This window comes from Paraburkholderia sp. SIMBA_030 (genome assembly GCF_046535245.1).
In the GTDB taxonomy this organism is placed as follows: domain Bacteria; phylum Pseudomonadota; class Gammaproteobacteria; order Burkholderiales; family Burkholderiaceae; genus Paraburkholderia.
In genome coordinates, this window is the sequence record NZ_JAWRXB010000013.1 from 155,919 (window position 1) to 182,709 (window position 26,791).

Consider the following 26,791-nt stretch of genomic DNA (forward strand, 5'->3'; position numbering starts at 1 on the left):
AGTCTCCTATCAGTCTTTCAGACTGTCGAGCAGATGTTGCTTGAGCTTGCCGAGGCGCTGATGGGTACGCGATTTCTCATCGAGACTCAGGCCGCCGAACAACTCGACGACCCATTGCTCGTGCGCGACTGCCATCTTGTCGAACGCCTTGCGGCCCGCGGGCGTCAGGCAGACGCTGATCGAGCGGCGATCGTTCGGATCCGTATCCCGCGAAACGAGCCCTTCTTTTTCGAGCTGATCCGTAATGCCGGTGACGTTGCCGCCCGTCACCATCAATCGGCGCGACAGTTCGGTCATCTTCAGGCCTTCAGGATGACGTTCGAGTTGCGCCATCAGGTCGAAACGCGGCAGCGTGGTGTCGAATTCGTTGCGCAGGCGCTTGCGCAGTTCTGCTTGCACGAGATTGGTCGTGGTCAGCATGCGCAGCCACAAACGCAAACCCATGTGACTATCGGCGCCCGTGCTCATTTCCAGATCCACGACGTTCTCCGCAGGTTTGGCAACGCCTTTGCGCGGCGGTTTAGCCTCTGCCGCCGCGGGCTTTTTGATGTTCGTTGACTTGGTCACATTACTTCTCCGCCGGAGATGGATATGGATTGGCCCGTAATGGCGTCCGAGCCGGGTTGGCAGAGCCAGAGCACGGCGTTGGCCACCTGTTCAGGACTGACGAAGCGACGCTGCGGGTTCGAGCGCAGCAACGTTTCGCGTGCCTGCTGTTCGGTGCGCGAGGTCTTGCTGGTGATCTGTTCGAGCGATGCGTGCAGCAGTTCGGTCTCGGTGTAGCCCGGACATACCGCGTTGACCGTCACACCTTTCGTCGCGACTTCCACGGCGAGCGAACGCGTCAGGCCGATCACGCCGTGTTTCGCGGCGCAGTAGGCGGCGACGTACGCGTAGCCGATCTGTCCCGCCGTGCTCGCGACATTGACGATGCGGCCGTGGCCGCGTTCGAGCATGCCCGGCAAGGCAGCGCGCGTGCCGAGGAATACGCCGGTGAGGTTGACGTCGAGCATGCGCTGCCAGAGCGCCATATCGGTATGCGTAAATGGGGCGGCTTGCGCCTGGCCTGCATTGTTGACAAGGATGTCGATTGCGCCGGCTTGAGCGAATGCTTGTTCGACCGAGTCTTCGCTCGCGACATCCGCACTGATGCAGGCGACCTCGCCGAGCGCTTCGAATTTTTCCCGCTGGGTATCGAGACGCTGCGGGTTGCGGCCCATCAAGGTGACACGCGCGCCGGCGCGCAGCAGCGCTTCGGCGACTGCCGCGCCGATGCCGCTGCCGCCGCCGGTGACGACGGCGTGCTGTCCTGCCAGTGTCGAGGTATTCGTATTCACGTGGTTCCCTCAGCGCGTTGCGCGCGTTCTTGTGGCGACAGGCCCGCATTGGCGGCAGCCTGCGCGCGTTCACGTTCGAGATTACGTTCGAGCTGTGACTTTGCCGCCATGTAAGGCTTGGGCCACATCACGTCGAAATAGCCGATTTTTGCGGCTTCGTTTAAGGTCCATGACGGATTCGCCAGATGCGGACGCGCGATCGCACATAGATCGGCACGGCCCGCCGCGATGATGCTGTTCACGTGATCGGCTTCGGAGATCGCACCGACCGCGATCGTCGCGATGCCGGCTTCGTTGCGGACACGATCGGCGAACGGCGTCTGAAACATGCGGCCAAATACGGGTTTTTCTTCCTTGCTGACCTGACCCGACGATACGTCGATCATGTCCGCACCCGCCGCTTTGAACGCGCGTGCAATTTCAACCGCATCGTCGGGCGTCGTGCCGCCGTCGACCCAATCGTGAGCGGAAATGCGCACCGAAACCGGCTTGTCTTGCGGCCAGACCGCGCGGATTGCTTTGAAGACCTGCAACGGGTAGCGCAGGCGGTTTTCCAGCGAGCCGCCGTACTCGTCGGTGCGGTGGTTGGTCAACGGCGACAGGAAGCTCGACAGAAAATAGCCGTGTGCGCAGTGCAGTTCGAGCCAGTCGAAGCCGGCTTCGTTGGCCATTTGCGTGGCGCGGACGAATTGCGCTTCGATTTCGCGCAGCTCGCCCCGGGTCGCTTCGCGGGAGTGCTGGCTGACGCCGCGCAGATATTGCTGGGGCGATGCCGATATAAGCGGCCAGTTGCCTTCGTCGAGCGGCTGATCGATGCCTTCCCACGCGACGCGGGTCGAACCCTTGGCGCCGGAATGGCCGAGCTGCATGCCGATCTTCGCGTCCGACTGGCGATGCACGAGATCGACGATGCGTTTCCACGCGGTGAGATGTTCCGGCGCATACATGCCGGGACAAGCGGGCGTGATGCGCGCTTGCGGCGACACGCAGGTCATTTCCGTCATGACCAGTGCGGCACCGCCCATCGCGCGGGCGCCGAGATGCATGAGGTGATAGTCGCCGGCGACGCCGTCGACAGCGGAATATTGCGCCATTGGCGAGACGATCACGCGGTTCTTCAGCGTGACGCCGCGTAGCTTGAACGGCGTGAACATCGGCGGCACGGAATGCTTGTCCGGTTCGCGTTCCACGCCCGAACGCCGCGCCAGCCAGTCTTCGAATTCGGATAAGTAACGCGCGTCGCGTTCACGCAGATTCTCGTGCGAAATGCGCTGCGAGCGTGTGAGCAACGAATACGCGAACTGTTCTGGCTCGAACGACGTATAGCGGTCGACGTGCTCGAACCATTCCGTCGAATTGCGCGCGGCGTTCTGAATACGCAGTACGTCGATGCTGCGCACGTCCGTGTAGTGCTTCAGCGCGGCGGGCAGACCGCCGGGGTGCGCGCCGATCCTGTTCGCGAGTTCGATCGAATCCTCAAGTGCGAGCTTGGTGCCTGAGCCGATCGAGAAATGTGCCGTGTGTGCCGCGTCGCCCATCAATACGATCGGTGTTTGGGTGCCGTCGGCGTTGTTGCGCCAATGCACCCATTCCTCGTTGACGACGCGCGGAAAACGGATCCATTGCGACGAGCCGCGCAGATGCGCGGCGTTCGATAGCAACGCGTTGCCGTCCAGATACTTCGCGAAAAGTTTTTCGCAGAAGGCGATGCTGTCTTCCTTGCTCATCTCGTCGAGACCGGCGGCGCGCCACACGCGCTCGGGTGTTTCGACGATGAAGGTCGAGGTCTGATCGTCGAAACGATAGGCGTGCGCTTGAAACCAACCGAATTCGGTTTCTTCGAAGGCGAAGGTGAAGGCGTCGAATAGCTTTTTGGTGCCGAGCCAGACGAAGCGGCAATCGCGCAGATCGATGCCGGGTTTGTATGTGGCCGCGTGTTTCTGGCGGATTGCGCTGTTGGCGCCGTCGCAGGCGACGATCAGGTCGGCTTCGTAGGCGGTGTCGTCGGTTACCTGGGTTTCGAAAACCAGCTTGACGCCGAGTTCTTCGCAGCGCGCCTGCAGGATATTCAGCAGACGTTTGCGGCCGATGCCGCAAAAGCCGTGACCCGACGAGCGAATCTGCCTGCCGCGGAAATTGATCTCGATGTCGTCCCAGTGGTTGAAGGCGTCGAGGATCGCGTCGGCGCTTGGGGCGTCTGCTGCGCGCAGGTTGCCGAGGGTCTGGTCGGAGAACACGACGCCCCAGCCGAATGTGTCGTACGGGCGGTTGCGCTCGACGACCGTGACTTCATACGCCGGGTTCCGGCCCTTCATCAGCAAACCGAAGTACAACCCGGCCGGGCCGCCGCCGATACAGACGATGCGCATGCTCGTTTCCCCATGTGGATGCTGCTATGAGGGGTAATTTAGGCTTCGATAGTTTAGGTGTCAAGTAAAAAAGTGGTCAGTGTCGCGCGAGACAGTCTCCATGCACAGCTTTGATATTAATCGTCACGGTCGCCATGAGGTGTGCGCCTTAGCTTTTTCGCTGCCGACGCTCCACGGGGGCGTATCTGAGCGTGCCTAACGGGCGCCGCTGCCGACAATGACTCGATGCAAAAATTGATGAATGCCTCAACTTTCGCAGCTCGATGGCGCCGTGACGGAAAGAGCGCGTACAGCGGAAATCTTTCGTCCGACCAGTCCGGGAAGAGGTCCACGAGCAAGCCATCGCGCATTACCTGCTCGACGCCAATCTCCATCACCTGGGCGATGCCAGCGCCGGCGATACACGCGCCGAGCATGGTTTCCACGTCCGACACGAGGAGGCGCCCCTCTGCGGGTATCTCCGTGACCTTCTTGCCCCGATGGAACTCCCACTCGAAGGGCTTTGCAGTCACCGGGTTATAAAACATGATTCGCTGATGTTTGCTCACCTCCTCCGGTTTTCCTGGCTGCCCGTGCTCAGCCACATACCGTGGCGATGCGACCGTAATGATGCGCGTCTCGAGTAGCGTCTGCGAGCGCGTCGTACGGTCAAGCAGCCGCACGCCTACCCGCTTCTCGAGGCGTGAAACAGCACGGCTAACGCCCGATGGCGACAATCCGAGAGCGTCTGCTGCGCGCACGAAACTGCCGCTCTCCGCGACTGCGGCGAGCACAGTGATGCCAGAAAACAGCCGACCATCAAATGTCATATTCCCTCCAATGCCAGTCTCATTCAGATAGTTTAATCACGAGTGATTTGAACAGTACGTACTTTATTCAACAATCAAAAAATGAGAAATTGTCCGCCTGAACGCTGCGGCGGCTTGCGCTGCGGACCTGAACCAGCCTGGGAGTGCATCAATGGAAGTTTTGAAGACACAGGGCATTGAACTGCCGCGCCTCGGATTCGGCACATACCGTATGCCGGGTGGAGATTGCCAGCCGGTAGTCGAAAGTGCACTGGAGCTCGGATATCGACACATCGACACCGCCGAGATGTATCAGAACGAGGAAGCCGTAGGCGCCGCAATTGCTGCCTCGGGTCTCGCGCGTAAGCAACTGCATCTGACGACCAAGGTATGGCACGAGAACCTCAAGCCGGAGTCTCTCCATCGCGCGCTGGACGCCAGCCTCGGCAAGCTGGGTGTCGACTATGTTGACCTGTACATGGTGCATTGGCCGTCGCGTGACATGGACCTCGGCGCCGTCATGGAGACAATGCAAGGCTTTCTGCAGAACGGCACAGTTCGCTCAATCGGTGTGTGCAATTTCAACAAGACGATGCTGCGAACAGCCATCGAGGAAATCGGCGCACCCATCGCCTGCCATCAGATTGAATACCACGCGTTTCTAGACCAGTCGAAAATGCTGAGCTACTTGCGCGAGAAAGGCATTCCACTCGTCGCCTATGCCCCGCTTGCACAAGGCCGGGCAGCGAGCGACCCCGTACTTCAGGGAATCGGCGTCAAGCATGGCGTGACCGCTGCCCAGGTTGCTCTTGCGTGGCTTCTGGAACAGGACGGGGTGGCCGTTATTCCCAAGGCTCAACGCCGCGAAAGTCAGAAATCCAATCTCGACGCGCTGGCGGTGAAACTCGACGATGATGACCGGCATGCCATTGCGGTGTTGCCGAAGGACCACCGCTTCGTAACTCCGCCGTTCGCGCCCGAATGGGACGCGTAACAAATGCCTTCGCGTAGCAGGCAGTCCATCCGCGTGCGCCGTCTCGCTCCGGTTCTCGACGATGTACTCAACGCGCGCGAAGTCGAGCACGCGGACCAGGCCGTGGACCTTGCTTCCCTTGCCCAGCTATGCTCCCAGCTGTTTGGAACGTACCATTGCCAACACCCCGGCCAGATTGCGCAGATAGCGCAAGCGCGACTTGAAGCCGTTGAGTCGCTGTAACGTGCAACCCGCTCCAGATGACGAATGACTCCGCATGACCTCGCCGCCGAAGCGGCCGCGGGAGCGAAGTTGATTGGAATATCGTGCGGGCGCGTAGTGACCCGGAAAGAGGCGGGAGTCGCGTGATTTCTGTTCTGTGCGCCGGATGTCGTCGAGCCGACCGAGAGGTTAAAAAAGTACCGGCGAAGTTGGACACCCGACTCCCATGTGCATCACGGGGTCGGCGAAGAATGATTTGGTCGGTCGCTTAGGGGCGGTGCGATTCCGATGCCACGGTTGCGTACGCAACGCACTGCCGGGCGAGCACATCCGTGGGGTCCACCAGGCGGACCGATGTGCCACTCGAACCGACGAAATTCGCGTGCGGAAGTAGTAGCGGCAGCTCGGTGCAGCCAAGGATGATGACTTCCACGCCCTGGGAAATGAGTCCATCAATCGCTGCAGCGATATCGGACTGGCACTGCCCGGCCGTGAATCCTGCTTTCACGCCTTGCTTGCCATAAATTGCATCCATAACTCGCGCCTGCAAAGCCGGGCCCGGAACGACCTGCTGCAACCCTTGTGAGATGAGCGCCTTTTCGTAGACACCGCTCTCGACCGTACCCGAGGTCGCCAGCACGCCGACTGAACGCAGCGAGGGAAAGGTCTCGCGAAGGTAGCGGACAGTAACCGTCAGCATGTTCACGATGGGTATTCCGAGGTAGGGCTGGATACGCTCGACGAACGCGTGAGCAGTGTTACATGGGATAGCAATGATGTCCGCGTCTCCGGCTTCGAGCTTCTTGCATGTCGCGTAAAGGGAGATGGTCGGGTCAGGTCCATCGCCAATCAGGCTTTCAGTGCGGTCCGGAATCTGCGGGTTCTGCTCGACCAGCAGCTTGATATGGTCCTGGTCGCGTTGAGCTGGCGTGTTCCTGACTATCTTGTGGATGAAATCGACGGTTGCCGCCGGTCCAACCCCGCCGACCACGCCGACCTTGAACAGCGTTTCGGGCGAAGAATACTGTCCCGATACGACGTATTGTGCATAGGCCAGATTCGAATCGACTAGCGGGACCTGCATCGGGCCGACCTCCTCCGCTACCAGAGCGATTTCGGTCAGTCCCGGGACGATGATGCTGACGCCCTGTGCGATGAGGTCCTCACACGCTTCGCGCAAAAGCTCCGCCGGTCGGCCACTCAGGTTTCCGCTTTTGACGCCCTCAGGCCCATATACCGCTTCGGTGACGAGGTCCAGGTTCTCCCGGTCACGGGGATAGACAAGCTCGAACTCGGGCGGTGCAAAATACTTCTCGAACAAACCTTTTCTGCGCGCGTAGTCAGACGCGAGGACGCCGATTCGACGGGCAGAGGGGAACTTGCGCCGAACGTGACTGCGAACAGCCTCAACCATGTCGACAATCTGAAGCGGCGAATTTGCCTTCAGCTCATCAATAAACGTGTGACTGAGAAAGCAGGGAAGCACAATCGTCGTCACACCTTGCTTTTCGAAACGGCCAATCAGGTCGAAGATATAGAGCTTGCGTTGCGTCGTCGCTTCGGTCTCGGCACCCGAACTCCCGAAAGGATGCTGTTCGAATACCACGTCGAAGTGCTCCGCGTCGCTGGTAGCAGGAGTCGATTTGACGAGCTTGAAGAATACGTCCGCGCTTGCCAAAGGCCCCAGGCCACCCACGACCCCGAACTTGCGCACGTTACTGTCCTTCACTTCCTTCATTCCGCCTCACCTTGCAACTGGACGAAAGCAGTGTCGCTGGCGCGCTTCGCATGCTTCGTTGAGCGCTTCGCTTCCCACTTCGCGATGACGGCCGTTGCGATGCTGTTGCCAATCACGTTCGTGGCGGTTCGGCCCATGTCGAGGACCTGGTCGATGGCGAGAATGAGCACGACTCCGGACGGCGGCAGATGGAACATCGGCGCGACCGCGGCAACCACGACCACCGAGCCTCGGGCAACACCAGCCATTCCCTTGCTGCTAACCATGAGTACGAGCAACATCATGATTTGGGCGCCCAGTGGCATGTCAATGCCGAACGCCTGTGCGATGAAAATCGCAGCGAACGCCTGATACATCATCGAGCCGTCCAGATTGAACGCGTATCCGAGCGGCAAGGTGAACCCGACAACTTTTTTGTCGACGCCGAACGCTTCGAGCTTTTCGGTCAGGCGGGGATAAGCCGCTTCGCTGCTCGCCGTCGAGAAAGCGAGCATCGCAGGCTCCCGAACCGCCTTCAGCAGCGTCCAAATCTGTTTCCCGAGAAAGCAATAGCCAACGATGATGAGAAGTGTCCAAAGAAGCGCCAGACCGACATAGAAGCTGCCGATGAGCTTGCCATAAGTGGTCAATACATCCAGGCCGTGTGTCGTAATTGCCGCAGCGAGCGCACCGAATACACCGATGGGCGCGAGGCGCATCACGTAGTCGGTCAGCTTCAGCATCGCGGGCACCAGGGCATCTACGCCTGCAATCAACGGCGCCACGCGCGGGTCGGTTTTGATGACGCTCAGCACGACCCCAAACAGTACAGAAAAGACAAGGATTTGAAGGATGTCGTTTCGGGCCATCGCATCGATGATGCTCGTCGGAAACGCATGGGTTACGAAGTCCTTGAAGTTCAGCCCGGCGGTATTCAGACCTGTCGTGACATCGGCGCTGGTCTGCACCATATGTAACCCGGCGCCTGGCTGAAACAGGTTCGCCAGGACAAGACCGAGAGCGAGGGAGAGGAGAGACGCGCAAACGAACCATCCCACCGACCTGAATCCGATTCGGCGCACGTCGCTTGTTCCCGCCATGCCGGCAAGTCCGGACACCAACGTCGCAAAGACCAGCGGCGCGATAATCATCTTCACAAGGCGAAGAAAGATATCCGTGATGATTGAAAAGTAGCCGGCGATGATCTTCGCTTCAGCGGCATCCGCGACCGACCGGTGACACATGTATCCGACGACAACGCCGAGCACCATGCCGACAAAAATATACAGAGTGAGGCGATTCTTCATTTGAATCCGTCCAGGAATGGCGTCCGGCGGTGGGATACATGACCGGATGCATGAATGGCAAAAACATCGCTGAATCAGCAGGTTTTTGTGTATGGACGGATATTAAGGAACGTCAAAAATACGTCGATGCTATTGCTGCATGTGCCTATGCGAATTCCGCATAACCCGTGCAAACCCTGTCATGAGGGTTGCGAGGCCGCGCGAATGTGTCCCCAGAGCTTCTCCAGAAATTCGCTTCGATTCGAGGCATCGCGGTACACGCGCAACTCGACTTCGAGATGCCATTCGGAGCGCCCGGCAGGCACCAGTTCGCCTGACTCGAGTTCGCTGCTGATGGAACTTTTGGGCAGCCATGCGACGCCTTCGCCTTCCATCACGAGTTTCTTCAGCACTTCCGCCATGTCCGATTCGTAATGAAGCTGTAGTGCCGGGGCAGCAGTAGCTTGCCCCAGAAGTAGCGCAAGGCAGCGGCCGAAATAGCTGGTTTCCGTATAGGAGATGAGCGGCAGCGGACGATTCGCCGTTCCCGGCAACCGGAACGCCGGCGCCGAGCGTTCATTGGGTCTGCAGACCGGCATGAATGTGTCAACGCCCACGGTCAGATGCTGGTATCGTGCCGGGTCCAGATGCAGCGGCAACTCCGGATGATGATACGCAAACATCAGTTCGCAGTTACCGTTGACGAGCATCAGAATCGAATCGTGCACGTTCGTCGGAATGACCCGAGCGCGCACCTCGCCAAAATGCGCGGTGAGCGTCTTCAGCCATGCCGGCAGAAAGTTCAGCGCGATGGTATGGCCGGCCGCAATCTGCAGCCCCTTACCGGCCATTCGCTGCTCGGTGCGGATGATGGCCCGCGTGTCGAAGAGCTTTTCGAGAATGTCTTCCGCTGCTTCCTGGAACAGTCGCCCTGCTGGCGTCAGCGTCGGGGGAAAGCTGCTCCGGTCGATGAGGTCAGCGCCCACCCATTGCTCAAGCGACTGGATTCGCCGGCTAAAGCCAGACTGCGTCACATTCCGGAATTCCGCTGCCCGTGAAAAGCTTTGATATCGGGCAAGCGCGATGAAGTCTTCAATCCACTTTATTTCCATATCTGGTCCTGTGACAAGCCTGGCGCCCGCGAAACCAGGAGATTCTACGCCGTGACTGCGTGCAGTCCGGGCTCATCGTCGAATGGATAGTCCTTGTATGCTGAGAACGCGTAGGTCAGCAAGCTAGCGGGACCGCGACACCGAACTTTAATCGACAGCGATATGTGCCGGCTTCTGAGCTGTCCCACCCGCAACTTACGCGTCCGACGAGCCCGATGCCGACCCATTGCAACCAGAAGGAAAAATCCCTGTTGGGCAGCCCGCTCTGTTTAGGCGCATAACAAACGAAAAATGCAGAGTTGAGAAAGCGCCGATACCCAGAGTTTGACTCCATGTCTGTATCTGCTTCCGACTGCGCGGGCACACAGTTTGCACATCGCTGTAGCACCATTTTTCAAGGAGGTGAATCATGGGATCAATCAATCCGCAAAGTCGCACCCGAGGCGGAGCGAATATCGTGGGCGGTGGTGTTGGCGAAGGACCGGGGCCGGACATCATGGCCGCAGCAACGCTCGATGGGAACAAGGTCATGTCCTCCGACGGCGAACACGTCGGAAAGATTTCGGACATCATGCTCGATGTCCGTAACGGTCGCGTCGCTTATGCAGTCCTTTCCGAGGGCGGCTTCCTTGGAATGGGTTCGAATCTGCACGCCATCCCGTGGAGCGCGCTGACTCTCGATACGGACCAGAAGTGCTTCGTCGTCGACATTGCGGCGCAGCGCCTCAAGGACGACCCCGGTTTTGACAAGGACCACTGGCCCACCATGGCGGACGTAAAGTGGGGCATGTCGATGCACAGCTATTACAACCGGGAACCGTACTGGTCAGCAACACAGGACGTGGTGGAAAGCGACCCGACTTTCCGGTCGAGCGAGCACTAAAACACTATTCGGTAAGCCATCCCAGGCGGATGGCTTATCTGCCGCTCCAGCGCCACCGTGACCTGCTTCGGTGGCATGCGCGCATTGCTTTTCTTTGACCACCAGATGCGCGCGAATAATCGCCATTGCTGCAATCTGTATCGCGCTCACCGCGAAGACGGCGAAAGCGCCATGGTGGGCGCACTGGCGGAACTCACCCCTAGTAGGTCTTTTTCATTTCACTACTGGAGGCCGGCGAGTCCATCGTCCCTTTTTTCTGCATCTGCTTTTTCGACTTGCTGCCAGAGTGACCCATCGTGTTCGCGCCGGACGCGCCAGACATCGTGTCCGTCGCGCTACTCGCGTTCGGTGTGCCCATTCCGGTGCCGCCCTGGCCGGCAGTGCCCGCACCACCCTCACCGCCACCGCCGGCTCCCATCGCATAGGCGGCGCCCGACAAACCCAAAATCAGCATCGACAACATGACTCCCTTTTTGGTAACTTGCATGACCGTCTCCCTGGAATGCAAAGCGGCTTGTTGCACCAGGCTGGTGTGACGCCGCCTCATTTCTCTCGCAATCCTCATGCCGCCTGAGTTTTCGGCCGTCTGGGCTCTTCAGTCCCGATTCAAAACATTTCGATAACAACGCTCCTGTAAGAGGCTGCAGGACGTCAGTTCGTCCGGAGTGACTGACAACCGGCCTTTGCGACACTGAGCGGAGACAGAATCGCGGAATACTCCTTGCTTGCCTCAGTCATGTCCAACGCAATCGGAGACCCACATGGCCACCAGCCCGAAGGAACAGAAGCCCACGCGTGAAAAGTCTGAGGACGATGTCGATAAGGCTATTGAAGACACGTTCCCCGCCAGCGACCCTCCGGCGACGGGTGGAACCACGCGGATTGAGTCGGAGGATGGCGAAGAAGTCGACGAGGACGAGCCGGAATAAATAATCGCAAACAATGGTGCAAGAACAGTTGCCGCCGCCCGGCGCTGGCGGCGGAGCGCGTTCGTTAAAAGACGGGGACACGTCGCCATGCCACGGGAGGGGCCTGCGAGGGGCAACCGCGCCCGCGCGCGCCTAGCAAAGTCGTCAGGGTGTCTCATTGACCACAAGTAATGAACGCGTCCACGAGTTCGGGAGAGGTGTGTTGCAACATCCAGAGGATGACATTTGGGACGATGGTGAGAATCCCGTCGGTTGTGTGCAAATGGCGGTCCATGTCTTCGAGCAAGTGCGACTTCGAGAGGATCCTATTGTTCGATATTGTGGGTTGCATGCGTTCGAGATGACGTGTGTTTGCGATGAGGAAATGGCGTGCAAACTTGTAGGCGGCGGTTTTAGCCGCGACTCGCAAGCATGATCGCTCCCTTACAACGGCCGCTGACGCAACGGCCGCGAGCCCGGCAACCCGATCATGCACGGGTCGGTGATCTATGGGCTGATCGGACCATACGGGCAATGGCACGGCAAGGCGTTTTCGACGCGGCTGTGCTGGTGGACCGATTGCCCCGAACTCGGCGCGCATTTCCTCAAACGCAGCGACGAGGAGAGCCGCATGCTGTGCAAGGCCATCGAGCAGCGGCTGGGTGTGGACCTGTCGTCGATCAAGCCGTTGAAGCAGGAAATCATCGAGGCATACGACGACCAGATTCGCGACCACGGCACGATGTTATCGGTGTTGCGCACCAATCAGATCGAGGAGGGTGTGCTGATCCTCGACGGCCCGGATATCGTGACGTTGCCGACCATGTCGTTCCGTACGATGATGCCGCGGCTGCCGGTGCCGGTGCCGTTCATCAAGCTGCCGGTCGCGTTGTGGCTGACGAGCGAGCAGCGCAGCCTCCAGGCAAAGTCGATCCATATGGGACCGCGCGTCAGCACGGTCATCAAGCAGATCCTGGCCGACGAAAACGGCTTCGACCAGACGCTCGAGATTTTTCCGGAAGAGGTCGCGCTTCACTACAAACACGCGGTGCGCCAGGAAGATCGGCCGGGACGTCACCTGTCGGTTGCGTATCGCGCCAGCAAGGATGCGTTCGAACGCACGGACGGTCTGTTCCCGATCACCGTGGCCGCGTTGCTGACCCGCTCGCCGGCGCGTGGCCGACCGCTCATCACCGAGCTAATCGAGCACGACGGCGCGCCTGCGGCAGCGCAAGCGGTGGAGGCCTGGTTCCGGCGATATGCGCGAGTCGTCACGCATCCGGTAATCGGCATCTATCTGCTCTACGGCATCGCGCTCGAGGCGCATCAGCAGAATACGTCGGTGCTGTTCGCCGCGGACGGAACGCCCCGAAGCCTGTTGATTCGCGATTTCGGAGACGGCCGTACCTATGCCCCGCTGCTTGCCGAACGGGGCCATGAAATCAAGCCGTATGTGCATCCGGGTATTCTGCCGACCGTTTTCAGCGAAGACATCGAACCGGTTCGAGCCTTCGTGCTGGACGCATGCTTCGTGTGTCATCTGCACGAAATCGCGCTGCTGCTGACGGAGGAATATGGGCTGGCGCAATCCCGCTTGTGGCAGTTTCTGCGCGAAGAAACGGCTCGCACCTTCGACGCCTTCGCGCCGCGTGTTTCCGGCGCGCTGTGGCAGGCCGAGCGGGTAGCGTCCCTCGAACATCCATGGCCGACGCGTTCGGTATTGCGAATGCATCTGCTCAAGTATTCGGATTACAGGCTTCAGCATCATCTGCCCAATCCGCTGCTGCCGGCGCGCAACGAGGGTTAAGCGATGACGTATGTCACCGTCGCGCCGGATCGCGCGGCGCGCCTGATTCGCGTGCTGTTCGTGATTCAACTCGTCTCCATGGGCGCCATGGAGATGAGCGGCCCATTCTGGCCGATCCATCTGAAAGCCCTCAGCACGTCCAGCTTCGAGTTTGGCTTTGCCGGCGTCGCGGTCTATGTGGGGCCCATGCTGGGCATCATGCTGACGACCTATGGCGTCGGCATCGAGTCGCCGTTGCGCCGGGCGCGCCTGTTTGCGTATCTGCAGGTCTCGACCAATCTGGGCTCGCTGGCCGGTGCAGTCGCCGGCGGTCTGATTCTCGACCACGCGACATTCTTCTGGATCAATGTCGTCGCCGCTGTCTTGTGCGTGTGCTGTGCCGTTGCCGTGGCGCTGATTCTGCCCAATGTGCCGGCGTCGAAGCGCGTGGCGGCAGCCGATGCGGCGGCCGCGTCCGGTGCGCGGTTCACGTGGCGTTCGTCGCCGATTCCCGGGTTGCTCGGGGTTGTCGGTATGCTGCTCGTGAGCCGCACGCTCACCCAGACACCGTTTTCGCTCTACGTGAGTTCGATGTTCGGCGTCGGCAACTGGGTGGTGGGCCTGTGCTACGGCATGCTGTCGTTGGGCTTTGTCGTGTCCGCCTCGCTTTGGGCCCGCTATTTCGAGAACAGGACGCTGCCGGACGCGCTGCGCAGGATGACGTTCATCGCGCTCGTCTGCGCCGGCCTGACGCTGGCTGCCGGGCTCACGCGCAACGTCGGCGTGTTCACCGCGATTCATTTCTTGTGGGGCATCCTGCTCGGCGCCACGACCCCGGTCCTGATGTCGCTGATTTCGCGGGCGGCTGACGGCCTCTACCAGGGATACGTCCTCGGCATCGCACAAAGCACGACGCAGTTTTCGTCGATTGCCGGCATCGCCATGGGCGGCTGGTTGAGCGACAGCATCGGGCTGCAATACACCTACTTCTTCGTGGCGGCGTCCTACCTGCTGGCGATGGCCGTCGTTTTGGCGCTCAGGCGCGAGCGCGGCGCCGTCGCGCGCCCGCAGACTTCGCCGGGACAATAACGAGAGTTTCAGTCACGCACTGGCAGACTGGCGAGCCATTCCGTATCGATAGCATCCGCCGGCGGATCTTGCTGGACCAAGGGCTGCTTCCCTACAAGACGACGCGGCATCGCTTCGCGCCTGTGCTACCCGCAACGGAGATTCAGTTGTCCGTGTTGCACGGAAGCCCTTGATATGTTCCGCGTTGTACCCTGCGACGCAGCCTGACGGGCGTGAACCGTCATGACGCCTGCCCCCAGTCCCGAGTTGAGGGAATCCGATTTCGTGCCTGGCCTTGTCGCTGCAGGCCTCGGCTGACTACATTTCTCTCGATCACGGGTCATCGGAAAGAATAAAGTCCGTCGCGCCTGGTTGCGTAGATCGGAAGTACCTTCGCACAACTTGGGCGATTTCCGATAGGAAATCTGCTGGTTTGCGGCCAACATAAATTTTTCCGCATGCAAGGTCTCGCTAGCAGCCGATGGCATTGCTTCGGGTGCACAAGGCGCACATCAGTTGTGCTAGCGGCACCGACACGCCCGTTCCCCAGCTTTTAGTTAGCCGTTGCTTCCGGTCACGCTGACTGCTTTAACCGATTCCCTGCGCCTCATTGCACCAGTGCCGGGCAACCTGGGCGATAGGCCAGGCAATGTTGATGCTCTCTTAGCGAGTATGCCGGATTGTTCAACAAAGAGAGTAAACCATTATTCCAATTTAAATTTTTCATGTTCAAAATTTGCCGAAATTGTTCAACAATTTGGGCGAGTCCAAACCTGCCTGGCGAGACCCGGCAACCGGAGCGGCGCTGACGGGGCTGCTCCGTTCGTTCTCTTTCCCGACACATCCACGTCAATCTGGAGTCACGATATGTACCGCAAGTTCTCGTTTCGCCGCTTATCCCGCTACGTGCTGCTGCCGGCGGTGCTTGCCAGTTCATTCGCGTCGGCTGCCACCCTTCATACCATCACGCCGGGCGCTTTGACGATCGGTTCCGATCTGACTTATCCGCCCTATGCTTATCTGCAAGGCGGGCAACCGGCAGGTTTCGATGCCGAATTCTCCAGGATGCTGGCCAGTCATCTCAAGCTCGAGCCGGTATTTCTCGATACGCGTTTTCCCGATCTGATTCTTGGCATGAAGGCGCGGCGATTCGATGTTGTTGCGTCTGCCCTCTACGTGACGCCGGAACGGGTCAAGCAGGTCGACTTTGTGCCCTATCTGAAGACCGGCGCATCCTTCCTCGTGCTCAAGGGCAGCAGCTATCTGCCCAATGATGCAAAGGATCTGTGCGGCAAGCGGGTTGGCACCATCAAGGGGGCGTCATGGACCCCGAAGCTAAAGCTCGTGGCGCAGGACTACTGCAAGTCCAATGGTAAGGGCGACATCCAGATTCTCGAGTTTCCAACCTCGCCGGAAACCAGCTCCGCGTTGATGGCAAGAGCGGTCGATGTCCAGATCGAGGACGCTGCGGTTGCGCAGGCGATTCCGAAGCAAACGAATGGCCGGGTCGAGGTCAGTTCCACGAGCCTGCTCTATCCGATCGTAATCGGCCTTGGCGTGACCAAGGGCGACGCGCGTTTGCTGGATGCGCTCGGAGCCGCGCTGCAAGGCGCGAAAAGCAGCGGCGAATACGTGCAGTTGCTCAAGAAATACGGCCTCCAGGAGCCGAGCGCCAACGACGTCAGCATGGCGCTCGGTGTTCCCGCCAAGTAATTGGTTTCCGTTCTCTTGATGGATCGCCATGCCCGCCTCAGGCGGGCACGGGCTCTCTTTGTACCGGAGTTTCTTGATGCAGTTCGATTGGCATTACGCCCTGCGGCTTTTGTGGGACAAGGATTTCTGGGATGCCTGCCTGGTGGTGGTCAAGCTGAGCGTGAGCGTATGGGTGGCCGGGGTTATCCTCGGCTTCCCACTGGCGCTCGCGAGACAGTCCCGGAACGTTGTATTGAGCCGGTTGGCAAGCCTGTACATCTGGTTCTTTCGTAGTCTTCCTCTGCTTGTACTGCTGGTTTTCATCTACAACCTGCCGCAGGTCGTTCCGTCCACCAGCGTATTGCTCTCCAACGCGTTCACCTCGGGGCTAGTCGCGATGGTGCTGAGTGAAACTGCGTACTTCGCGGAGATTCATCGCGGCGGCATTCTTGCGGTGCCTCGAGGCCAGATCGAAGCAGGCCGCGCGTTGGGCATCCGCTTTACCGGCATCCAGCGCATGATCGTGATGCCGCAGGCCATCCGCATCGCGCTGCCTACGCTTGCTAACGAGTTCATCACGATCGTCAAGCTGACGTCGCTGGTTTCCGTGATTTCACTCGCTGAGATTCTGTTAGTGGGCCAGCGCCTGTATACGCAGAACTTCCTCGTCTTCGAGACGATGCTGGCGGTCGCTTTCTACTATGTGCTGATCGTCACTCTGTTCAGCAAGCTGCTGGGTTATCTCGAGCGGCACCTCGACGTGAGCAGGCGCACGCCCGCCCAATCCGCCGATGCGGATGGCTTGCTGGCTGCTTCGGCAACGCCCGTCCCGGCCCGGCGCCAGGCAAGCGCCGAATACGCGCTTCAGGTGAAAGGCGCAATGCAGCGCTATGGCCGGCACGAGGTGCTGAAAAACATCAACCTCGATGTCCGGCCTGGCCAGGTGGTGTCGATCATCGGTCCGTCCGGTTCGGGCAAGACGTCCCTGATTCGCACCCTCAACGGACTCGCGCCGCTGAACGAAGGGGAGATCCACCTCTATGGCAAGCCGTTCATCCGGGCTTCGGTCGGCCATGCGCCGCGCGTGCCGGCTGACCGTATCCTCGACATCGGCATGGTGTTCCAGAGCTTCAATCTGTTTCCGCATCGAACCGCGTTGCAGAACGTCATGATGGCACCGTGCTATCACCATCAGGCAGACGCCGGGACGATTCGCGGCCAGAGCCTTGCGCTGTTGAAGAAGGTAGGCATGCTTGAACACGCGAACAAGTATCCGCATCAGCTCTCGGGCGGTCAGCAGCAACGTGTCGCGATCGCCCGCGCGCTGGCGATGCAGCCGTCGATCATGCTGTTCGACGAACCGACGTCGGCACTCGATCCGGAACTGGTCGGCGACGTGCTGAAGGTCGTCGAGAATCTTGCGAAGGAAGGGATGACAATGTTGATTGTCACCCACGAGATGAACTTCGCATTCAAGGTTTCCGACCGCATCGTGTTCATGGAGAACGGCAAGATTCTGTATGACGTCGCGCCGCAGAAAATTCTCGGCAGCGAAGATGCACGGGTCAGAGACTTTCTTCGTCACGTTCATGTTGCTGCGTGAGGCGCTCACAAGATCGTTTCTCGCAACACAGACCAAGCCCGGAAATTCCATAGATGAATCACACGGTAGACAGGCCGTCCGTTGATCCGGCGGCACAGGGCTGTGCAAGTCATCTTCGTGCATGCCTCACGCGCGCCGATGCGCATGCTGCCGAGGCCGACGTTGCGCTACTTGTGCGCCGCGACGATGCAGCATTGGCCGACGCTGTGGCATGGGACACGCTGCAACGCGGCGCGGTGTCCGCACCGCTTGCGGGCAGGGTTCTGACGGTAAAGGCCTGCTTCGACAGCGCAGGATGGATTACCCACGCGGGCTCGCGCGTGCTGGCCGGTGCCGCGCCCGCCGGCACGGATGCGCCATTGCTCGCGGCGCTGCGCCGCTTGGGCGCGGTGCTGATCGCGCAGACCAATATGACCGAATTCGCCTATGGCGCACTGGGCGTGAATAGCCACTTCGGGACGCCGACCACGCCGCTCGACACCCGCGGCGAACGGGTTGCCGGCGGCTCCAGTTCCGGCGCCGCAGTGGCTGTCGCGCTCGGCATCGCGGATATCTCGCTAGGCTCCGATACCAGCGGGTCGGCGCGGATTCCCGCAGCCTTTTGCGGCGTGGCCGGATTCAAGCCATCGCGCGGCCGCTATCCGGATGCGGGCATGCGCTATCTTTCGACGACCTTCGACGTACCCGGCATTCTCGCGACCTCCGCTGCGGCTTGCCGGCAGGTCGACGGCGCGTTGACCGGCCGCGTTGAATCCCCGCACGCCGCAGCGTCACTGCGAGACCTGTGCTTCATCGTGCCGGAACGCTTCGCAAGCGACGGTGTCGACGGCGAAGTCTGTCGTGCCTTCGACGATTGGGTGTGCAGGCTCTCTGCGCTGGGGGCGCGCATCGTGTGCAAACCGCTTGCCTGTCTTGCGGAGGCTGGGGCCGTTGCCCGCGCAGGCGGCATCATTGCCGCCGAAGCATTCATTCTTCACCGCGCGACGCTTGAAGCCGGCCGTGAGCTTTACGATCCGCGCGTCGGCCCGCGCATTGCCGCCGGCGCGCAAGTGCTGGCGCATGATTACGTGGCCGCGCTGGCCAGACTGCAAACCCTGGCCGCGCAATATCACGCCGAACTCGGCGAAGCGCATGCGGTACTCACGCCAACAGTACCCATGTTGCCGCCGACAATCCGCGAGTTGGATAACGAAGACGCATATCTGGCAACGAACGCACGATCGTTCCGGCTGACCGAATTCGCGAATCGCCTCGATCTGCCGAGCATCAGCCTGCCCGGCGATCTTCATAAGCGGCGGCCAGTCGGTTTATTGATGACAGGACGGCGCGGCGATGACGCGCGGCTGCTCGACGCCGCCGCTCGGATCGAAGCTTGCCTGAGCATGACATGAACGGAGCCTGAACTCGCCCCGAATCCCTTTACCGGCGAGGCATGCCTCGCTCTTCCTCTTTCCTTTCTACCATTTCCTGAGGTTCTCATGATCGTCGTAAGATCCGCAGACATCGCCAATACATCGCGTCACGCGTCGGGCCCCGGCTGGGACAGCAAGCGCATGATCGTCAAACAGGACGGAGTGGGCTACTCGTTTCACGAAACGCGGGTTCACGAAGGTGCTGAACTGCACCTGCACTACAAGAATCACTACGAGACCAATTACTGTGTGGCGGGCGAAGGGGAAGTGGTCGACACGGCAACGGGCACGGTCCACAAAATCACGCCCGGCACGCTGTATGCACTGAATCTGAACGATCCGCACGTCCTCCGTGCCACGAAGGGCGATCTCCACCTCGTGTGCGTGTTCAATCCGGCCCTGACGGGGCTTGAAACGCACCAGCCAGATGGTAGCTATGCGCTGCCTGCGGGAAGCGAAAACACCTGATAAAAAAAGGACGCGCTTCACCGGCGCGTCCCTTGCACAGCAAAATGCTGCTTACCTGAAGCTCCGGTTGACGCGAGACATGGCCTCGAGAAGCATGCGCTCCGAATCGTCGAGGTAGCGGGTCATTGCGGTAAGCGCTTCGCTGCGCCGGTTGTTCATCACCAATTCGCAGATATGATATTCACGCTGAATCCAGTCAGGTGTCTGAATGCGCTTCTCGTCAGGATCGGACGCGAACACCAGCCGCAATTGTGCAGAAATCGTGCGGAAGAATTCGTCGAGTAGCGAGCTCTTGAGCAGCGATACGATGTGCTGGTGAAATCGCAAGCTCTGCGTACCGACGGCTTGCCAGTTTTCCTTGAGTAGCGCACGTTCCGCCGCGCGGATTGCGGCCAGCATCTTGTCGAGCAGCGCCGGCTGCTGCAATTCTCCGGTCGCTAGCGCCTGCAACTCCAACGTGCGGCGTGCCACGTAGAGATCACGCACATCCTTGCGCTCGAGCGTACGGACCACGACACCCTTGTGCCGAACGAACGTGACCAGGCCTTCGCGTCCCAGTTGATGCAGCACCTCGCGCAAGGTGTTGCGCGACGTGCTGTATTCGGCGGCCAGATCCATTTCGATCAGGCCCGTACCGGGCGGCAGCTTGCCGCTGATGATGTTTTCCCGCAATTGATGGCTGATCCGGTCCGATACGGATAGTCTTCCTGCTTCTTCGCTTGCCATGCTCGACGTCTGCTCCTTGATGTGCAGCCCAGACCGGGGCTCGGTGGTGCTGCACGTTGACCTTAAACAGCCGTCTAGTCCTGCCAGTCGGCGTGTGGGGGCCGCATACCGTGCAGACCCTTGTACGGCGCGACCGATGGTGACGACCAGCCCTTCAGCAAAGTATCGTCGAGCGCGTAAATCTCGACGCCGAGTGGACGGCAAACGTCAATCGGATCGCGCGCGTCAGGCCCCCACATGGGAACCGACAAGTCGCCACCGGGGCAAGTGGACATTGCGCACAGCAGGTCGATCTCGGCAAAAAACTCCAGATAATCGCCCTGTTTGGCCGGACAGGCCTTCATGAAGTATTTGTCGTCCTGATTCAGGCCCGTGCATTGAAACACGTTGAGCACGTCGTGTACGTCGAACTCGGTCAGTCCATAGGGTGCTATGGCGCGTACCAGGTTCGAATGGCAATGGAAATGAAAGTCCTCGCCGGTCAGAAGCTTGTTGACGTAAGGGTCGCAACGCGTGCCCAGCAGATCGTGCACGCGTCCGCCGTCGCCGTCCACGCCGTATCCCGCCAGCGAATCGTCGGTAATGGTCACCATTGGGCGCAAATACGGCAGCGTCGACCAGATGCGGTCATAAGTGCTGATATGCGCCGCCTGAAGCTGGCGCGTGCGTGAGGCCCACATGCGTTCCCGTGGATTGTGCAGGTTCCACATGTTGAAGTCGGCAACCTGTGGCCCTTCCAGCGTGACAATGCGGAACACGTGTCCAGCCGGGACGGTCCACGCCTGGCCGCTGCGGATAGGCACAGTGAACGACTCGATCAGCTTGCGGTCGTTCTGGCGCCGGGCGATAGCGTCGTAGAACGCTTTATCTACATTGAGCACTGAGCCCTTGGTAACCTGATAGGCGGCGGGGTAGTTCGACATAACGCAACTCCTTGAAGTTCGAGCGCCGGCTCAACCTGTCAAACCCTTTGTGGCGGGCTCATGAGCGGCTAAGACACGCGCTAGATTGTTCAACAATTTTGCTGGTTTTGAGTATAAACGCTTCTGATGCAAATGGCGATATCGAGGTTTTGTCGCACTAGTGGCCGGAAAGCCGTGGGACAGAGATACTGGCGAGACTGGATTGTCGCGGGACTTCGGAGTTTCTCCTCATTCCGCGAGCGAACTGAACGTCAATTGGGACGCGACCGCGCAAGTCCACCGCGATCATCGTCCGCGTCATAATTGCGCCAATTCGGCGAATGGTACAGCGACTCGAGGGCGGTTTCCGCATGAGCTTCTTCGGTAATCGCTGCTTCAAGACGATCGATTGCGTGAGGCAATTCGTCATGCTGAATTACGCCGCGTGCGCCGAGGTGTTTGCCGATGCGGGTCTGGCGAGCAGCATCACGATATTTCCGGGGTAGGCCGCCAGGCGCAATCCTCGGTAGCGGAGCGTCAAGTGACACTGGCACATGGGCTGGATGCTGCCTGCAAACGCATCGGCAAAGCGCTTCATCTCGATGCCCTGAAAGGCTCGTCCACCGGAACAGAGGCGGATCCGGAATGGGTGATCGCTTACCGGACGGCGCAGGGGTTCTGCTGCGTCTATCGTGGGATGGCTATCGATTTTAGCGAGATGCTCGACGTCCAGATCTGGGCTGAAGAGATGGACGTACAGACTTATTTCATCGGCCTCTGAAACGATCCTGCACAGAAGTATGCTGCGGCGGAAGCATTCGCCGGCTCTTTCTGACGAGCAGGTTCGGGAGCTAAGGTTTTCTCTCTCCCCGTTAGCAACATCAACGATAAACCAGGTCCGCTCGCCGGTTCTGTGCCCATGACGTTTCATCGTGTCCGGTTGCGACCGGCTTTTCCTTCCCGAAGCTGACCGCCTCGAGCTGCGAGTCGGGAACGCCAAACAGAACCAGCTCACGGCGGACCGCCTCGGAACGCCTTTGACCTAGTGCCAGGTTGTATTCGCTCGTGCCGCGTTCGTCGGTGTTGCCCTGGATGCGCACGTGGCGTTGCGGATGGCTCCTGAGATACTGCGCGTGCAGCTTCAGGAGCGGTTCATATTCAGGCTTGACGGTATAGTCGTCGAAGTCGAAGTAGACGCTGCGCTTGGCGAGTGGACTGTTCGGGTCGTTCAAGGGGTCGACGTTCACCTGTGCAACGGCGTTCGGATTCGTTTGTGCGCCGACGCCGCCACCCGTGCCGTTTGCATTGGCGCCCTCGTTGAGCTTGACGCCCGAGTGACACGCGGTCAGTACCGCGATCAGCAGAACCGCGAGCAGTCTGGGAATTTTCGACGTCGCCGGACCGGCTGGGGGAGAATTGTCTGAAGAACCGGACGAACTTCGGGTTCGCATAGCATCGCTCCTGGCGACGTGGAAATGACTAGCGTGGTGCGGCGTTTATGCAAGTACCACGTATCTATTCCCTGCCACGACGATTCCAGCCTAGGCCGACATACTTAAGAAATGCTTAAAAACACCAGCGGGCGTGTTGACTGAACGTCGGCCGCCTGGTCGGTCCTGGACATGCGCATCGCGTTCGGTCGGCAACGCAAGGCGGGTTGCTAACGTCCGGCAGTGCGGCGTTCGTCCGAGCCCAAAGCTCGTGCATTCATCGGACCGCCGCGCATCTGTTGCATGAGTTTGGTCAGGCGCAGCAGGAGCCGGACTCCTGCATTGGAGGACACCTGTTGGTGCCGTATGAGCAGTACACGCAGCAATCCCCGGGTTTCGGCCTGAGCACTGTTTTGCATTGCTCGCATTCGTAGAACCACGTGCATGCGTCGGTGGGCATTGTTTCGTCTTTCCTGTGCCCGCACACCGGACAGGTGATGGTGGATTTCAACACGACTGCAATCATTTCTGCACCTGCTTTACGTGGGATGGAAGGCTCCGCGCAGGCTTCGCCCACCGCGCATTTTCGGGCATAGCGCATCCGCAAGGCAACCACGAAGAAGCCGACAGATGCTGCCCCAGTTCAATAGACTAAGCGCCGATGGGAAGCCAAACAACTGGAATCGCTTTGAAAAGCCTACGCTACCTCACGCGCCGATCTTCGAAGTTCAGTCAACACGAAATATTCGGTTTCACAACTCACAACTCCACTGTCAGCATGGTGGTCGTCCGAGACGTTAAGGAGATGAATGGCCAGAAGCTGTCCCCTCAACTGAATTGGAGACGAACATGCACAACGTTGCCTACAAACTCGCCGCTATTGCAGCACTGGCCTTGTCATTCGCGGCCACCGCGTCGGCGCAAACGAGCTGGAATGCGACGCACCCACGCCGTGCGGTAGCCAAGGTATAGCACTGCCGTTGGCGGCCTACGCTTTCTCCAACGTCGGTTGTCCTCAGATTTGCTGGAGTGGGACATGAAGAGCACGAAACAGCAATCCCTGCGTTCGCAGGTCGAAAAGTGGCTCGCGCCAGCGCCCGCGACAGCCGTTCATGTCACCAGATTCAGTCGAACCAGATGGAATGGCCAGCGCTGCGTGTGTGTCGAGATGTCGTCACCAGCCGGAGTTCGCGCATTGTTCTTCTTCAGGCACGACGACGGCAGCTGGTGCGTATTCCCACCCACCGCCAACAGGGGGAAGTTGGCCGCAGAGCGTCCTGTCGTGCAGGCAACCGTCGCCACCCTTTGACGACGGTCGCAAGTTCGCAGCCCTGAATCGCGGCGCTCGCGATTCAGCGCCCCAGTGGGATATAGAAGGGACGGGCGGCCGATGAACGCGGCCGCAACACGGACAACGCCGGTCAGCCCAGCCGCTGCGCTCACCCTGTGTTTTCTGTTGGAGTCCCGTGCGTCACTAGCTGGTTTTTAGCTCCCCCCGAAAAAGATGTTGCATTGTGGGTCCGAGCTACAGGGCTTGGCATGTTTTACGCCGCCTTGCATCTTCGTGTCGGGTACACCGCCGTACGCCTGCGTCCCCGCACCGGGGGCAGCGCCCTGAGTTGCGGCGTTTTCCTGTGGGGCGGGTTGTGGCGTCTCCGGCATGCTTTGCGAATGTGCAAAGCCGCCGATGACAAACAACCCTGCGGTGGAAACGATCAATAGTCGCGATTTCACATTGGCTCCTTAGTTACGTTGGATTTTCCGTCCATTCGCTTTGCTATTCATGTGCCCCGAAGTTGCCATCCAAACGGGATTTTCGGGCGCGCGAAAGCGCTCTTCGGGTCAGCGGGCCAACCGGCCGATGCCAAAGTTCTAGGTCGTCGGAAATGTAAGGTGTAGCAGTGCGCCGAGCCGAGGTCCCGGGGCGCAAGGTGGCGTGCGAACTGGCAGTGTCGATGGATTTTGTGGACCCTCGGCACGTAATAATCGCCCTGCAAGTACGTTATAGGGCGTGCGTTGCCGAAGCGGTAGTGAATATTTGCGTCGAACTCAGTCCGTGAACTCGCAAGCTGCTTTTAACGCCAGTCGATCTTTAAACGCCGGCCGTTTGGCGGATTTGGCCAGGGGGCGATATATAGGAATGGCTACTGGCCTCAATCCCTCTTTGTTGATGAGGCTCGCGTACCTTAGGCCGCTGAAGCATCGAGAAACGTGTTCGAACGACCTGATCCGGCGTTCCGAAAGAATCCAAATGAAAAATCGTTGGTTCCCCGGCGCCGCGCGCCTCCGTAATCTTGTCGGCTATCGCACACAGGAAACGGGTAGCGTTGCGACGCGCCCTTCACGAGGAGAACCAGATGGGCACGCCACGCGGCGCTATCGGTCGGCGAAGTCCAGGCGCGTCGTGGACGAACGCTTCCCAGCTTTCAACAAGCCTGACTACCCCCGATAGCCGGTTCACGATGTCGTCGCCGATCCTGACCGCCGCTGCCGTGACGAAGCACTTCGGTCCCACCGTCGCGCTGTCGAAACTCGATCTCTCGATCCGTGCCGGCGAAGTCGTTGCGTTGATGGGCGCGAACGGTGCAGGCAAGTCGACGCTCGTCAAGATCCTGAGCGGCGTGTATCTGCCCGACAGCGGGACATTGACGTTGCGCGGCGAACCGTATCGGCCAGCTTCTCCTCAGGCAGCAAAACAGCTCGGCATCGCGACGGTGCATCAATCGATCGCCGACGCGGTCGTGCCGGCGCTGTCGATCGCCGACAACCTGCTGCTCGACCGGCTGTGCGATCCAGCGTCGCCGTGGCGCGTGCCGCCTGCGGCGCGGCGTGACGCCGCCAGGCCGCTTGCTGCAAGAGTCGGGCTGGATGTCGATCTGTCGGCGCCGCTCGCGTCGCTGTCGCTCGCGGCTCAGCAACTCGTCACGCTGGCGCGTGCGCTGGCCTCGCATCCCACGCTGCTGATTCTCGACGAGCCGACCGCCAGCCTGTCCGCCCCGGAAGTCGAACGGCTCTTCACGCTGCTCGACCGGCTGCGCGAGGAGGGTGTGGCGATCCTGGTGGTATCGCATCGACTCGGCGATCTGCGGCGTATCGCCGATCGGGTGACGATCGTGCGTGACGGACGTATCGTCGCCGACCTGAAGCCACCCATCGATTTCGATGCCGCGGTCGAGACAATGATCGGGCGGCCTATACCCAAAGATCGCGCTCAATATGCGGCAGACGCGGCGTCGCTCGAACCCTGCTTCAGCGTGCGCGATTTTCAGCTGACGCCTCACAGCATCCCGTTCGATCTCGACGTGCAGCGCGGCGAGATTGTCGCGATAGCGGGCCCGGTGGGCGGAGGAAAGTCGCGCCTTGCGTGTGCGATCTTCGGTGCAACACGCGCGGCCGCTGGCGCGATGATGCTGAACGGCCAGCCATGGCGTCCGCGCTCGCCCGCCGATGCGATTCGCGCAGGCGTGTTCCTTGCCGGCGAGGATCGCTGGCGCACGTCGCTGTTTCCCGATAGCGTGCCGTTCGCGTCGATTGCGGGCACGCTCAGCTTTCCGTTCCTGTCACGCTGGTTCAAGCGTGGCGCGGTGGACCGCGAACGGGAGCGCGATGCCGCCATCGAAGCGATTTCGAATTTCGGCATTCGCTGCACCGGCCCCGACGACCGCCTCACACGCCTGTCCGGCGGCAATCAGCAGAAGGTCGTGCTTGCCCGTTGGCATGCGGAACGCGCACGGCTGTTGCTGCTCGACGAGCCGTTTCAGGGTGTCGATGCCGGCGCGCGCGCCGACATCGCCGATACGCTGCGGCGGCACGCACATGAACGCGCCACGCTCGTATTCGTCAGCGATCTCGAAGAGGCGTTCGAGATCGCGGATCGCGTCGTGCGCTTCGATCGCGCGACGCTCGAACGCACACCGACTACCGACCTGACTTTTCACATCCATCGATGAAACCCGGCACATCCTCTCTCGCTTCAGACGCCGCATCCGGCACGCGTTCACGCCCCGCATTCCGCGGTTTGGCTTAGTGATGGCGCCATCGAGTATCGAGTGCCCGACCGGGGCATTCAGGCGCTCTTGCCCATCCACTCCCGCTACAAGCCCCCTAAG

At 60.2% G+C, this 26,791-nt stretch carries 27 protein-coding genes; 14 read left to right on the forward strand and 13 right to left on the reverse strand.

All coding sequences use genetic code 11. From position 1 onward, the window contains the following. Positions 1-9: 9 nt before the first annotated feature. From SB772_RS22965 to SB772_RS22980, 4 genes are all read right to left on the reverse strand, one after another. Entirely contained in the window at positions 10-567 is a 558-nt protein-coding gene (locus tag SB772_RS22965) for a MarR family winged helix-turn-helix transcriptional regulator (RefSeq protein WP_410835495.1), read from the reverse strand. Then, the gene (locus SB772_RS22970; RefSeq protein WP_410835496.1) at positions 564-1,337 is read right to left on the reverse strand and encodes an SDR family NAD(P)-dependent oxidoreductase; all 774 of its coding nucleotides are present in this window, start codon (positions 1,335-1,337) and stop codon (positions 564-566) included. Before SB772_RS22970 ends, SB772_RS22965 begins: the two co-directional genes overlap by 4 nt. Beyond that, positions 1,334-3,706: a bifunctional salicylyl-CoA 5-hydroxylase/oxidoreductase gene (locus tag SB772_RS22975; protein WP_410835497.1), complete on the reverse strand. Its 2,373-nt coding sequence runs from the start codon at positions 3,704-3,706 to the stop codon at positions 1,334-1,336. Before SB772_RS22975 ends, SB772_RS22970 begins: the two co-directional genes overlap by 4 nt. Before the next feature lie 116 nt (positions 3,707-3,822). Next, positions 3,823-4,515, reverse strand: a complete 693-nt coding sequence (locus SB772_RS22980) for a LysR family transcriptional regulator (RefSeq protein WP_410835498.1) — start codon at positions 4,513-4,515, stop codon at positions 3,823-3,825. 151 nt (positions 4,516-4,666) lie between these two features. Here SB772_RS22980 and SB772_RS22985 point away from each other — a divergent pair, with 151 nt between their 5' ends. Next, complete coding sequence (locus SB772_RS22985; protein ID WP_410835499.1) at positions 4,667-5,488, forward strand: aldo/keto reductase; 822 nt, start codon at positions 4,667-4,669, stop codon at positions 5,486-5,488. Between the two features lie 469 nt (positions 5,489-5,957). Here SB772_RS22985 and SB772_RS22990 read toward each other — a convergent pair whose 3' ends face one another. From SB772_RS22990 to SB772_RS23000, 3 genes are all read right to left on the reverse strand, one after another. Next, positions 5,958-7,427, reverse strand: a complete 1,470-nt coding sequence (locus tag SB772_RS22990) for an amino acid racemase (RefSeq protein WP_410835500.1) — start codon at positions 7,425-7,427, stop codon at positions 5,958-5,960. Beyond that, a complete protein-coding gene (locus SB772_RS22995) occupies positions 7,424-8,713 on the reverse strand; it encodes a dicarboxylate/amino acid:cation symporter (protein WP_410835501.1) in 1,290 nt (429 codons plus the stop codon). Before SB772_RS22995 ends, SB772_RS22990 begins: the two co-directional genes overlap by 4 nt. A 179-nt stretch (positions 8,714-8,892) precedes the next feature. Next, positions 8,893-9,804, reverse strand: coding sequence for a LysR substrate-binding domain-containing protein (locus SB772_RS23000; protein ID WP_410835502.1), 912 nt, complete (start codon positions 9,802-9,804; stop codon positions 8,893-8,895). Between the two features lie 409 nt (positions 9,805-10,213). Between SB772_RS23000 and SB772_RS23005 the strand changes: the two genes are divergently transcribed. Next, complete coding sequence (locus SB772_RS23005; protein WP_410835503.1) at positions 10,214-10,687, forward strand: PRC-barrel domain-containing protein; 474 nt, start codon at positions 10,214-10,216, stop codon at positions 10,685-10,687. 199 nt (positions 10,688-10,886) lie between these two features. Here the strand turns inward: SB772_RS23005 and SB772_RS23010 are convergent, their stop codons facing one another. Then, on the reverse strand, positions 10,887-11,174 hold the full coding sequence (locus tag SB772_RS23010; protein ID WP_410835504.1) for a hypothetical protein: 288 nt from the start codon (positions 11,172-11,174) through the stop codon (positions 10,887-10,889). Between the two features lie 274 nt (positions 11,175-11,448). On the opposite strand from SB772_RS23010, the gene SB772_RS23015 reads away from it, so the two are divergent. The 7 genes from SB772_RS23015 to SB772_RS23045 all read left to right on the forward strand — a co-directional run bounded on the left by SB772_RS23015 (position 11,449) and on the right by SB772_RS23045 (position 19,624). Continuing rightward, positions 11,449-11,616, forward strand: a complete 168-nt coding sequence (locus SB772_RS23015; protein ID WP_410835505.1) for a hypothetical protein — start codon at positions 11,449-11,451, stop codon at positions 11,614-11,616. 469 nt (positions 11,617-12,085) lie between these two features. After that, complete coding sequence (locus tag SB772_RS23020) at positions 12,086-13,402, forward strand: IucA/IucC family C-terminal-domain containing protein (protein ID WP_410835506.1); 1,317 nt, start codon at positions 12,086-12,088, stop codon at positions 13,400-13,402. Positions 13,403-13,405: 3 nt separating this feature from the next. Next, positions 13,406-14,470 (forward strand): MFS transporter, encoded by a 1,065-nt coding sequence (locus tag SB772_RS23025; RefSeq protein ID WP_410835507.1) that lies wholly within the window; start codon positions 13,406-13,408, stop codon positions 14,468-14,470. An 846-nt stretch (positions 14,471-15,316) separates the two neighbouring features. Beyond that, positions 15,317-16,162, forward strand: coding sequence for an ABC transporter substrate-binding protein (locus tag SB772_RS23030; RefSeq protein ID WP_410835508.1), 846 nt, complete (start codon positions 15,317-15,319; stop codon positions 16,160-16,162). Between the two features lie 76 nt (positions 16,163-16,238). Then, entirely contained in the window at positions 16,239-17,744 is a 1,506-nt protein-coding gene (locus SB772_RS23035; RefSeq protein ID WP_410835509.1) for an amino acid ABC transporter permease/ATP-binding protein, read from the forward strand. Positions 17,745-17,797: 53 nt separating this feature from the next. After that, positions 17,798-19,135 carry an amidase family protein gene (locus SB772_RS23040; protein WP_410835510.1) on the forward strand — a complete coding sequence of 446 codons (1,338 nt, stop codon included), beginning with the start codon at positions 17,798-17,800 and terminating at the stop codon, positions 19,133-19,135. 87 nt (positions 19,136-19,222) lie between these two features. Beyond that, positions 19,223-19,624 carry an ectoine synthase gene (locus SB772_RS23045; RefSeq protein ID WP_410835511.1) on the forward strand — a complete coding sequence of 134 codons (402 nt, stop codon included), beginning with the start codon at positions 19,223-19,225 and terminating at the stop codon, positions 19,622-19,624. Between the two features lie 51 nt (positions 19,625-19,675). On the opposite strand, the gene SB772_RS23050 is transcribed toward SB772_RS23045, so the two are convergent. The 3 genes from SB772_RS23050 to SB772_RS23060 form a co-directional block, all read right to left on the reverse strand. Beyond that, positions 19,676-20,350, reverse strand: a complete 675-nt coding sequence (locus SB772_RS23050) for a GntR family transcriptional regulator (RefSeq protein WP_410835512.1) — start codon at positions 20,348-20,350, stop codon at positions 19,676-19,678. A gap of 74 nt (positions 20,351-20,424) precedes the next feature. After that, positions 20,425-21,273 (reverse strand): urea carboxylase-associated family protein, encoded by an 849-nt coding sequence (locus SB772_RS23055; protein ID WP_410835513.1) that lies wholly within the window; start codon positions 21,271-21,273, stop codon positions 20,425-20,427. Between the two features lie 251 nt (positions 21,274-21,524). Beyond that, complete coding sequence (locus SB772_RS23060) at positions 21,525-21,674, reverse strand: hypothetical protein (RefSeq protein ID WP_410835514.1); 150 nt, start codon at positions 21,672-21,674, stop codon at positions 21,525-21,527. Here SB772_RS23060 and SB772_RS23065 point away from each other — a divergent pair. Together SB772_RS23065 and SB772_RS23070 are read left to right on the forward strand one after the other, a co-directional pair. Beyond that, positions 21,624-21,758: a hypothetical protein gene (locus SB772_RS23065; protein ID WP_410835594.1), complete on the forward strand. Its 135-nt coding sequence runs from the start codon at positions 21,624-21,626 to the stop codon at positions 21,756-21,758. The two genes, SB772_RS23060 and SB772_RS23065, sit on opposite strands and share 51 nt — an antisense overlap. 35 nt (positions 21,759-21,793) lie before the next feature. Then, on the forward strand, positions 21,794-22,033 hold the full coding sequence (locus SB772_RS23070) for a hypothetical protein (RefSeq protein WP_410835515.1): 240 nt from the start codon (positions 21,794-21,796) through the stop codon (positions 22,031-22,033). Between the two features lie 100 nt (positions 22,034-22,133). Here SB772_RS23070 and pal read toward each other — a convergent pair whose 3' ends face one another. Further along, complete coding sequence (gene pal / locus SB772_RS23075; protein WP_410835516.1) at positions 22,134-22,703, reverse strand: peptidoglycan-associated lipoprotein Pal; 570 nt, start codon at positions 22,701-22,703, stop codon at positions 22,134-22,136. Between the two features lie 292 nt (positions 22,704-22,995). Continuing rightward, entirely contained in the window at positions 22,996-23,208 is a 213-nt protein-coding gene (locus SB772_RS23080; RefSeq protein ID WP_410835517.1) for a GDCCVxC domain-containing (seleno)protein, read from the reverse strand. 323 nt (positions 23,209-23,531) lie between these two features. Here SB772_RS23080 and SB772_RS23085 point away from each other — a divergent pair, with 323 nt between their 5' ends. From SB772_RS23085 to SB772_RS23095, 3 genes are all read left to right on the forward strand, one after another. Then, complete coding sequence (locus tag SB772_RS23085; protein ID WP_410835518.1) at positions 23,532-23,654, forward strand: hypothetical protein; 123 nt, start codon at positions 23,532-23,534, stop codon at positions 23,652-23,654. A gap of 64 nt (positions 23,655-23,718) precedes the next feature. After that, positions 23,719-23,991 (forward strand): hypothetical protein, encoded by a 273-nt coding sequence (locus tag SB772_RS23090; protein WP_410835519.1) that lies wholly within the window; start codon positions 23,719-23,721, stop codon positions 23,989-23,991. Positions 23,992-25,144: 1,153 nt separating this feature from the next. Continuing rightward, complete coding sequence (locus SB772_RS23095; protein WP_410835592.1) at positions 25,145-26,632, forward strand: sugar ABC transporter ATP-binding protein; 1,488 nt, start codon at positions 25,145-25,147, stop codon at positions 26,630-26,632. Positions 26,633-26,791: the final 159 nt, after the last annotated feature.

Coding starts and splice junctions, on each gene's coding strand:
- SB772_RS22975 (WP_410835497.1), bottom strand. CDS start 3,706: ATGCGCATCGTCTGTATCGGCGGCGGCCCGGCCGGGTTGTACTTCGGT.
- SB772_RS22980 (WP_410835498.1), bottom strand. CDS start 4,515: ATGACATTTGATGGTCGGCTGTTTTCTGGCATCACTGTGCTCGCCGCA.
- SB772_RS22985 (WP_410835499.1), top strand. CDS start 4,667: ATGGAAGTTTTGAAGACACAGGGCATTGAACTGCCGCGCCTCGGATTC.
- SB772_RS22990 (WP_410835500.1), bottom strand. CDS start 7,427: ATGAAGGAAGTGAAGGACAGTAACGTGCGCAAGTTCGGGGTCGTGGGT.
- SB772_RS22995 (WP_410835501.1), bottom strand. CDS start 8,713: ATGAAGAATCGCCTCACTCTGTATATTTTTGTCGGCATGGTGCTCGGC.
- SB772_RS23000 (WP_410835502.1), bottom strand. CDS start 9,804: ATGGAAATAAAGTGGATTGAAGACTTCATCGCGCTTGCCCGATATCAA.
- SB772_RS23005 (WP_410835503.1), top strand. CDS start 10,214: ATGGGATCAATCAATCCGCAAAGTCGCACCCGAGGCGGAGCGAATATC.
- SB772_RS23010 (WP_410835504.1), bottom strand. CDS start 11,174: ATGCAAGTTACCAAAAAGGGAGTCATGTTGTCGATGCTGATTTTGGGT.
- SB772_RS23015 (WP_410835505.1), top strand. CDS start 11,449: ATGGCCACCAGCCCGAAGGAACAGAAGCCCACGCGTGAAAAGTCTGAG.
- SB772_RS23020 (WP_410835506.1), top strand. CDS start 12,086: ATGCACGGGTCGGTGATCTATGGGCTGATCGGACCATACGGGCAATGG.
- SB772_RS23025 (WP_410835507.1), top strand. CDS start 13,406: ATGACGTATGTCACCGTCGCGCCGGATCGCGCGGCGCGCCTGATTCGC.
- SB772_RS23030 (WP_410835508.1), top strand. CDS start 15,317: ATGTACCGCAAGTTCTCGTTTCGCCGCTTATCCCGCTACGTGCTGCTG.
- SB772_RS23035 (WP_410835509.1), top strand. CDS start 16,239: ATGCAGTTCGATTGGCATTACGCCCTGCGGCTTTTGTGGGACAAGGAT.
- SB772_RS23040 (WP_410835510.1), top strand. CDS start 17,798: ATGAATCACACGGTAGACAGGCCGTCCGTTGATCCGGCGGCACAGGGC.
- SB772_RS23045 (WP_410835511.1), top strand. CDS start 19,223: ATGATCGTCGTAAGATCCGCAGACATCGCCAATACATCGCGTCACGCG.
- SB772_RS23050 (WP_410835512.1), bottom strand. CDS start 20,350: ATGGCAAGCGAAGAAGCAGGAAGACTATCCGTATCGGACCGGATCAGC.
- SB772_RS23055 (WP_410835513.1), bottom strand. CDS start 21,273: ATGTCGAACTACCCCGCCGCCTATCAGGTTACCAAGGGCTCAGTGCTC.
- SB772_RS23065 (WP_410835594.1), top strand. CDS start 21,624: ATGAGCTTCTTCGGTAATCGCTGCTTCAAGACGATCGATTGCGTGAGG.
- pal (WP_410835516.1), bottom strand. CDS start 22,703: ATGCGAACCCGAAGTTCGTCCGGTTCTTCAGACAATTCTCCCCCAGCC.
- SB772_RS23080 (WP_410835517.1), bottom strand. CDS start 23,208: ATGATTGCAGTCGTGTTGAAATCCACCATCACCTGTCCGGTGTGCGGG.
- SB772_RS23085 (WP_410835518.1), top strand. CDS start 23,532: ATGCACAACGTTGCCTACAAACTCGCCGCTATTGCAGCACTGGCCTTG.
- SB772_RS23090 (WP_410835519.1), top strand. CDS start 23,719: ATGAAGAGCACGAAACAGCAATCCCTGCGTTCGCAGGTCGAAAAGTGG.
- SB772_RS23095 (WP_410835592.1), top strand. CDS start 25,145: ATGTCGTCGCCGATCCTGACCGCCGCTGCCGTGACGAAGCACTTCGGT.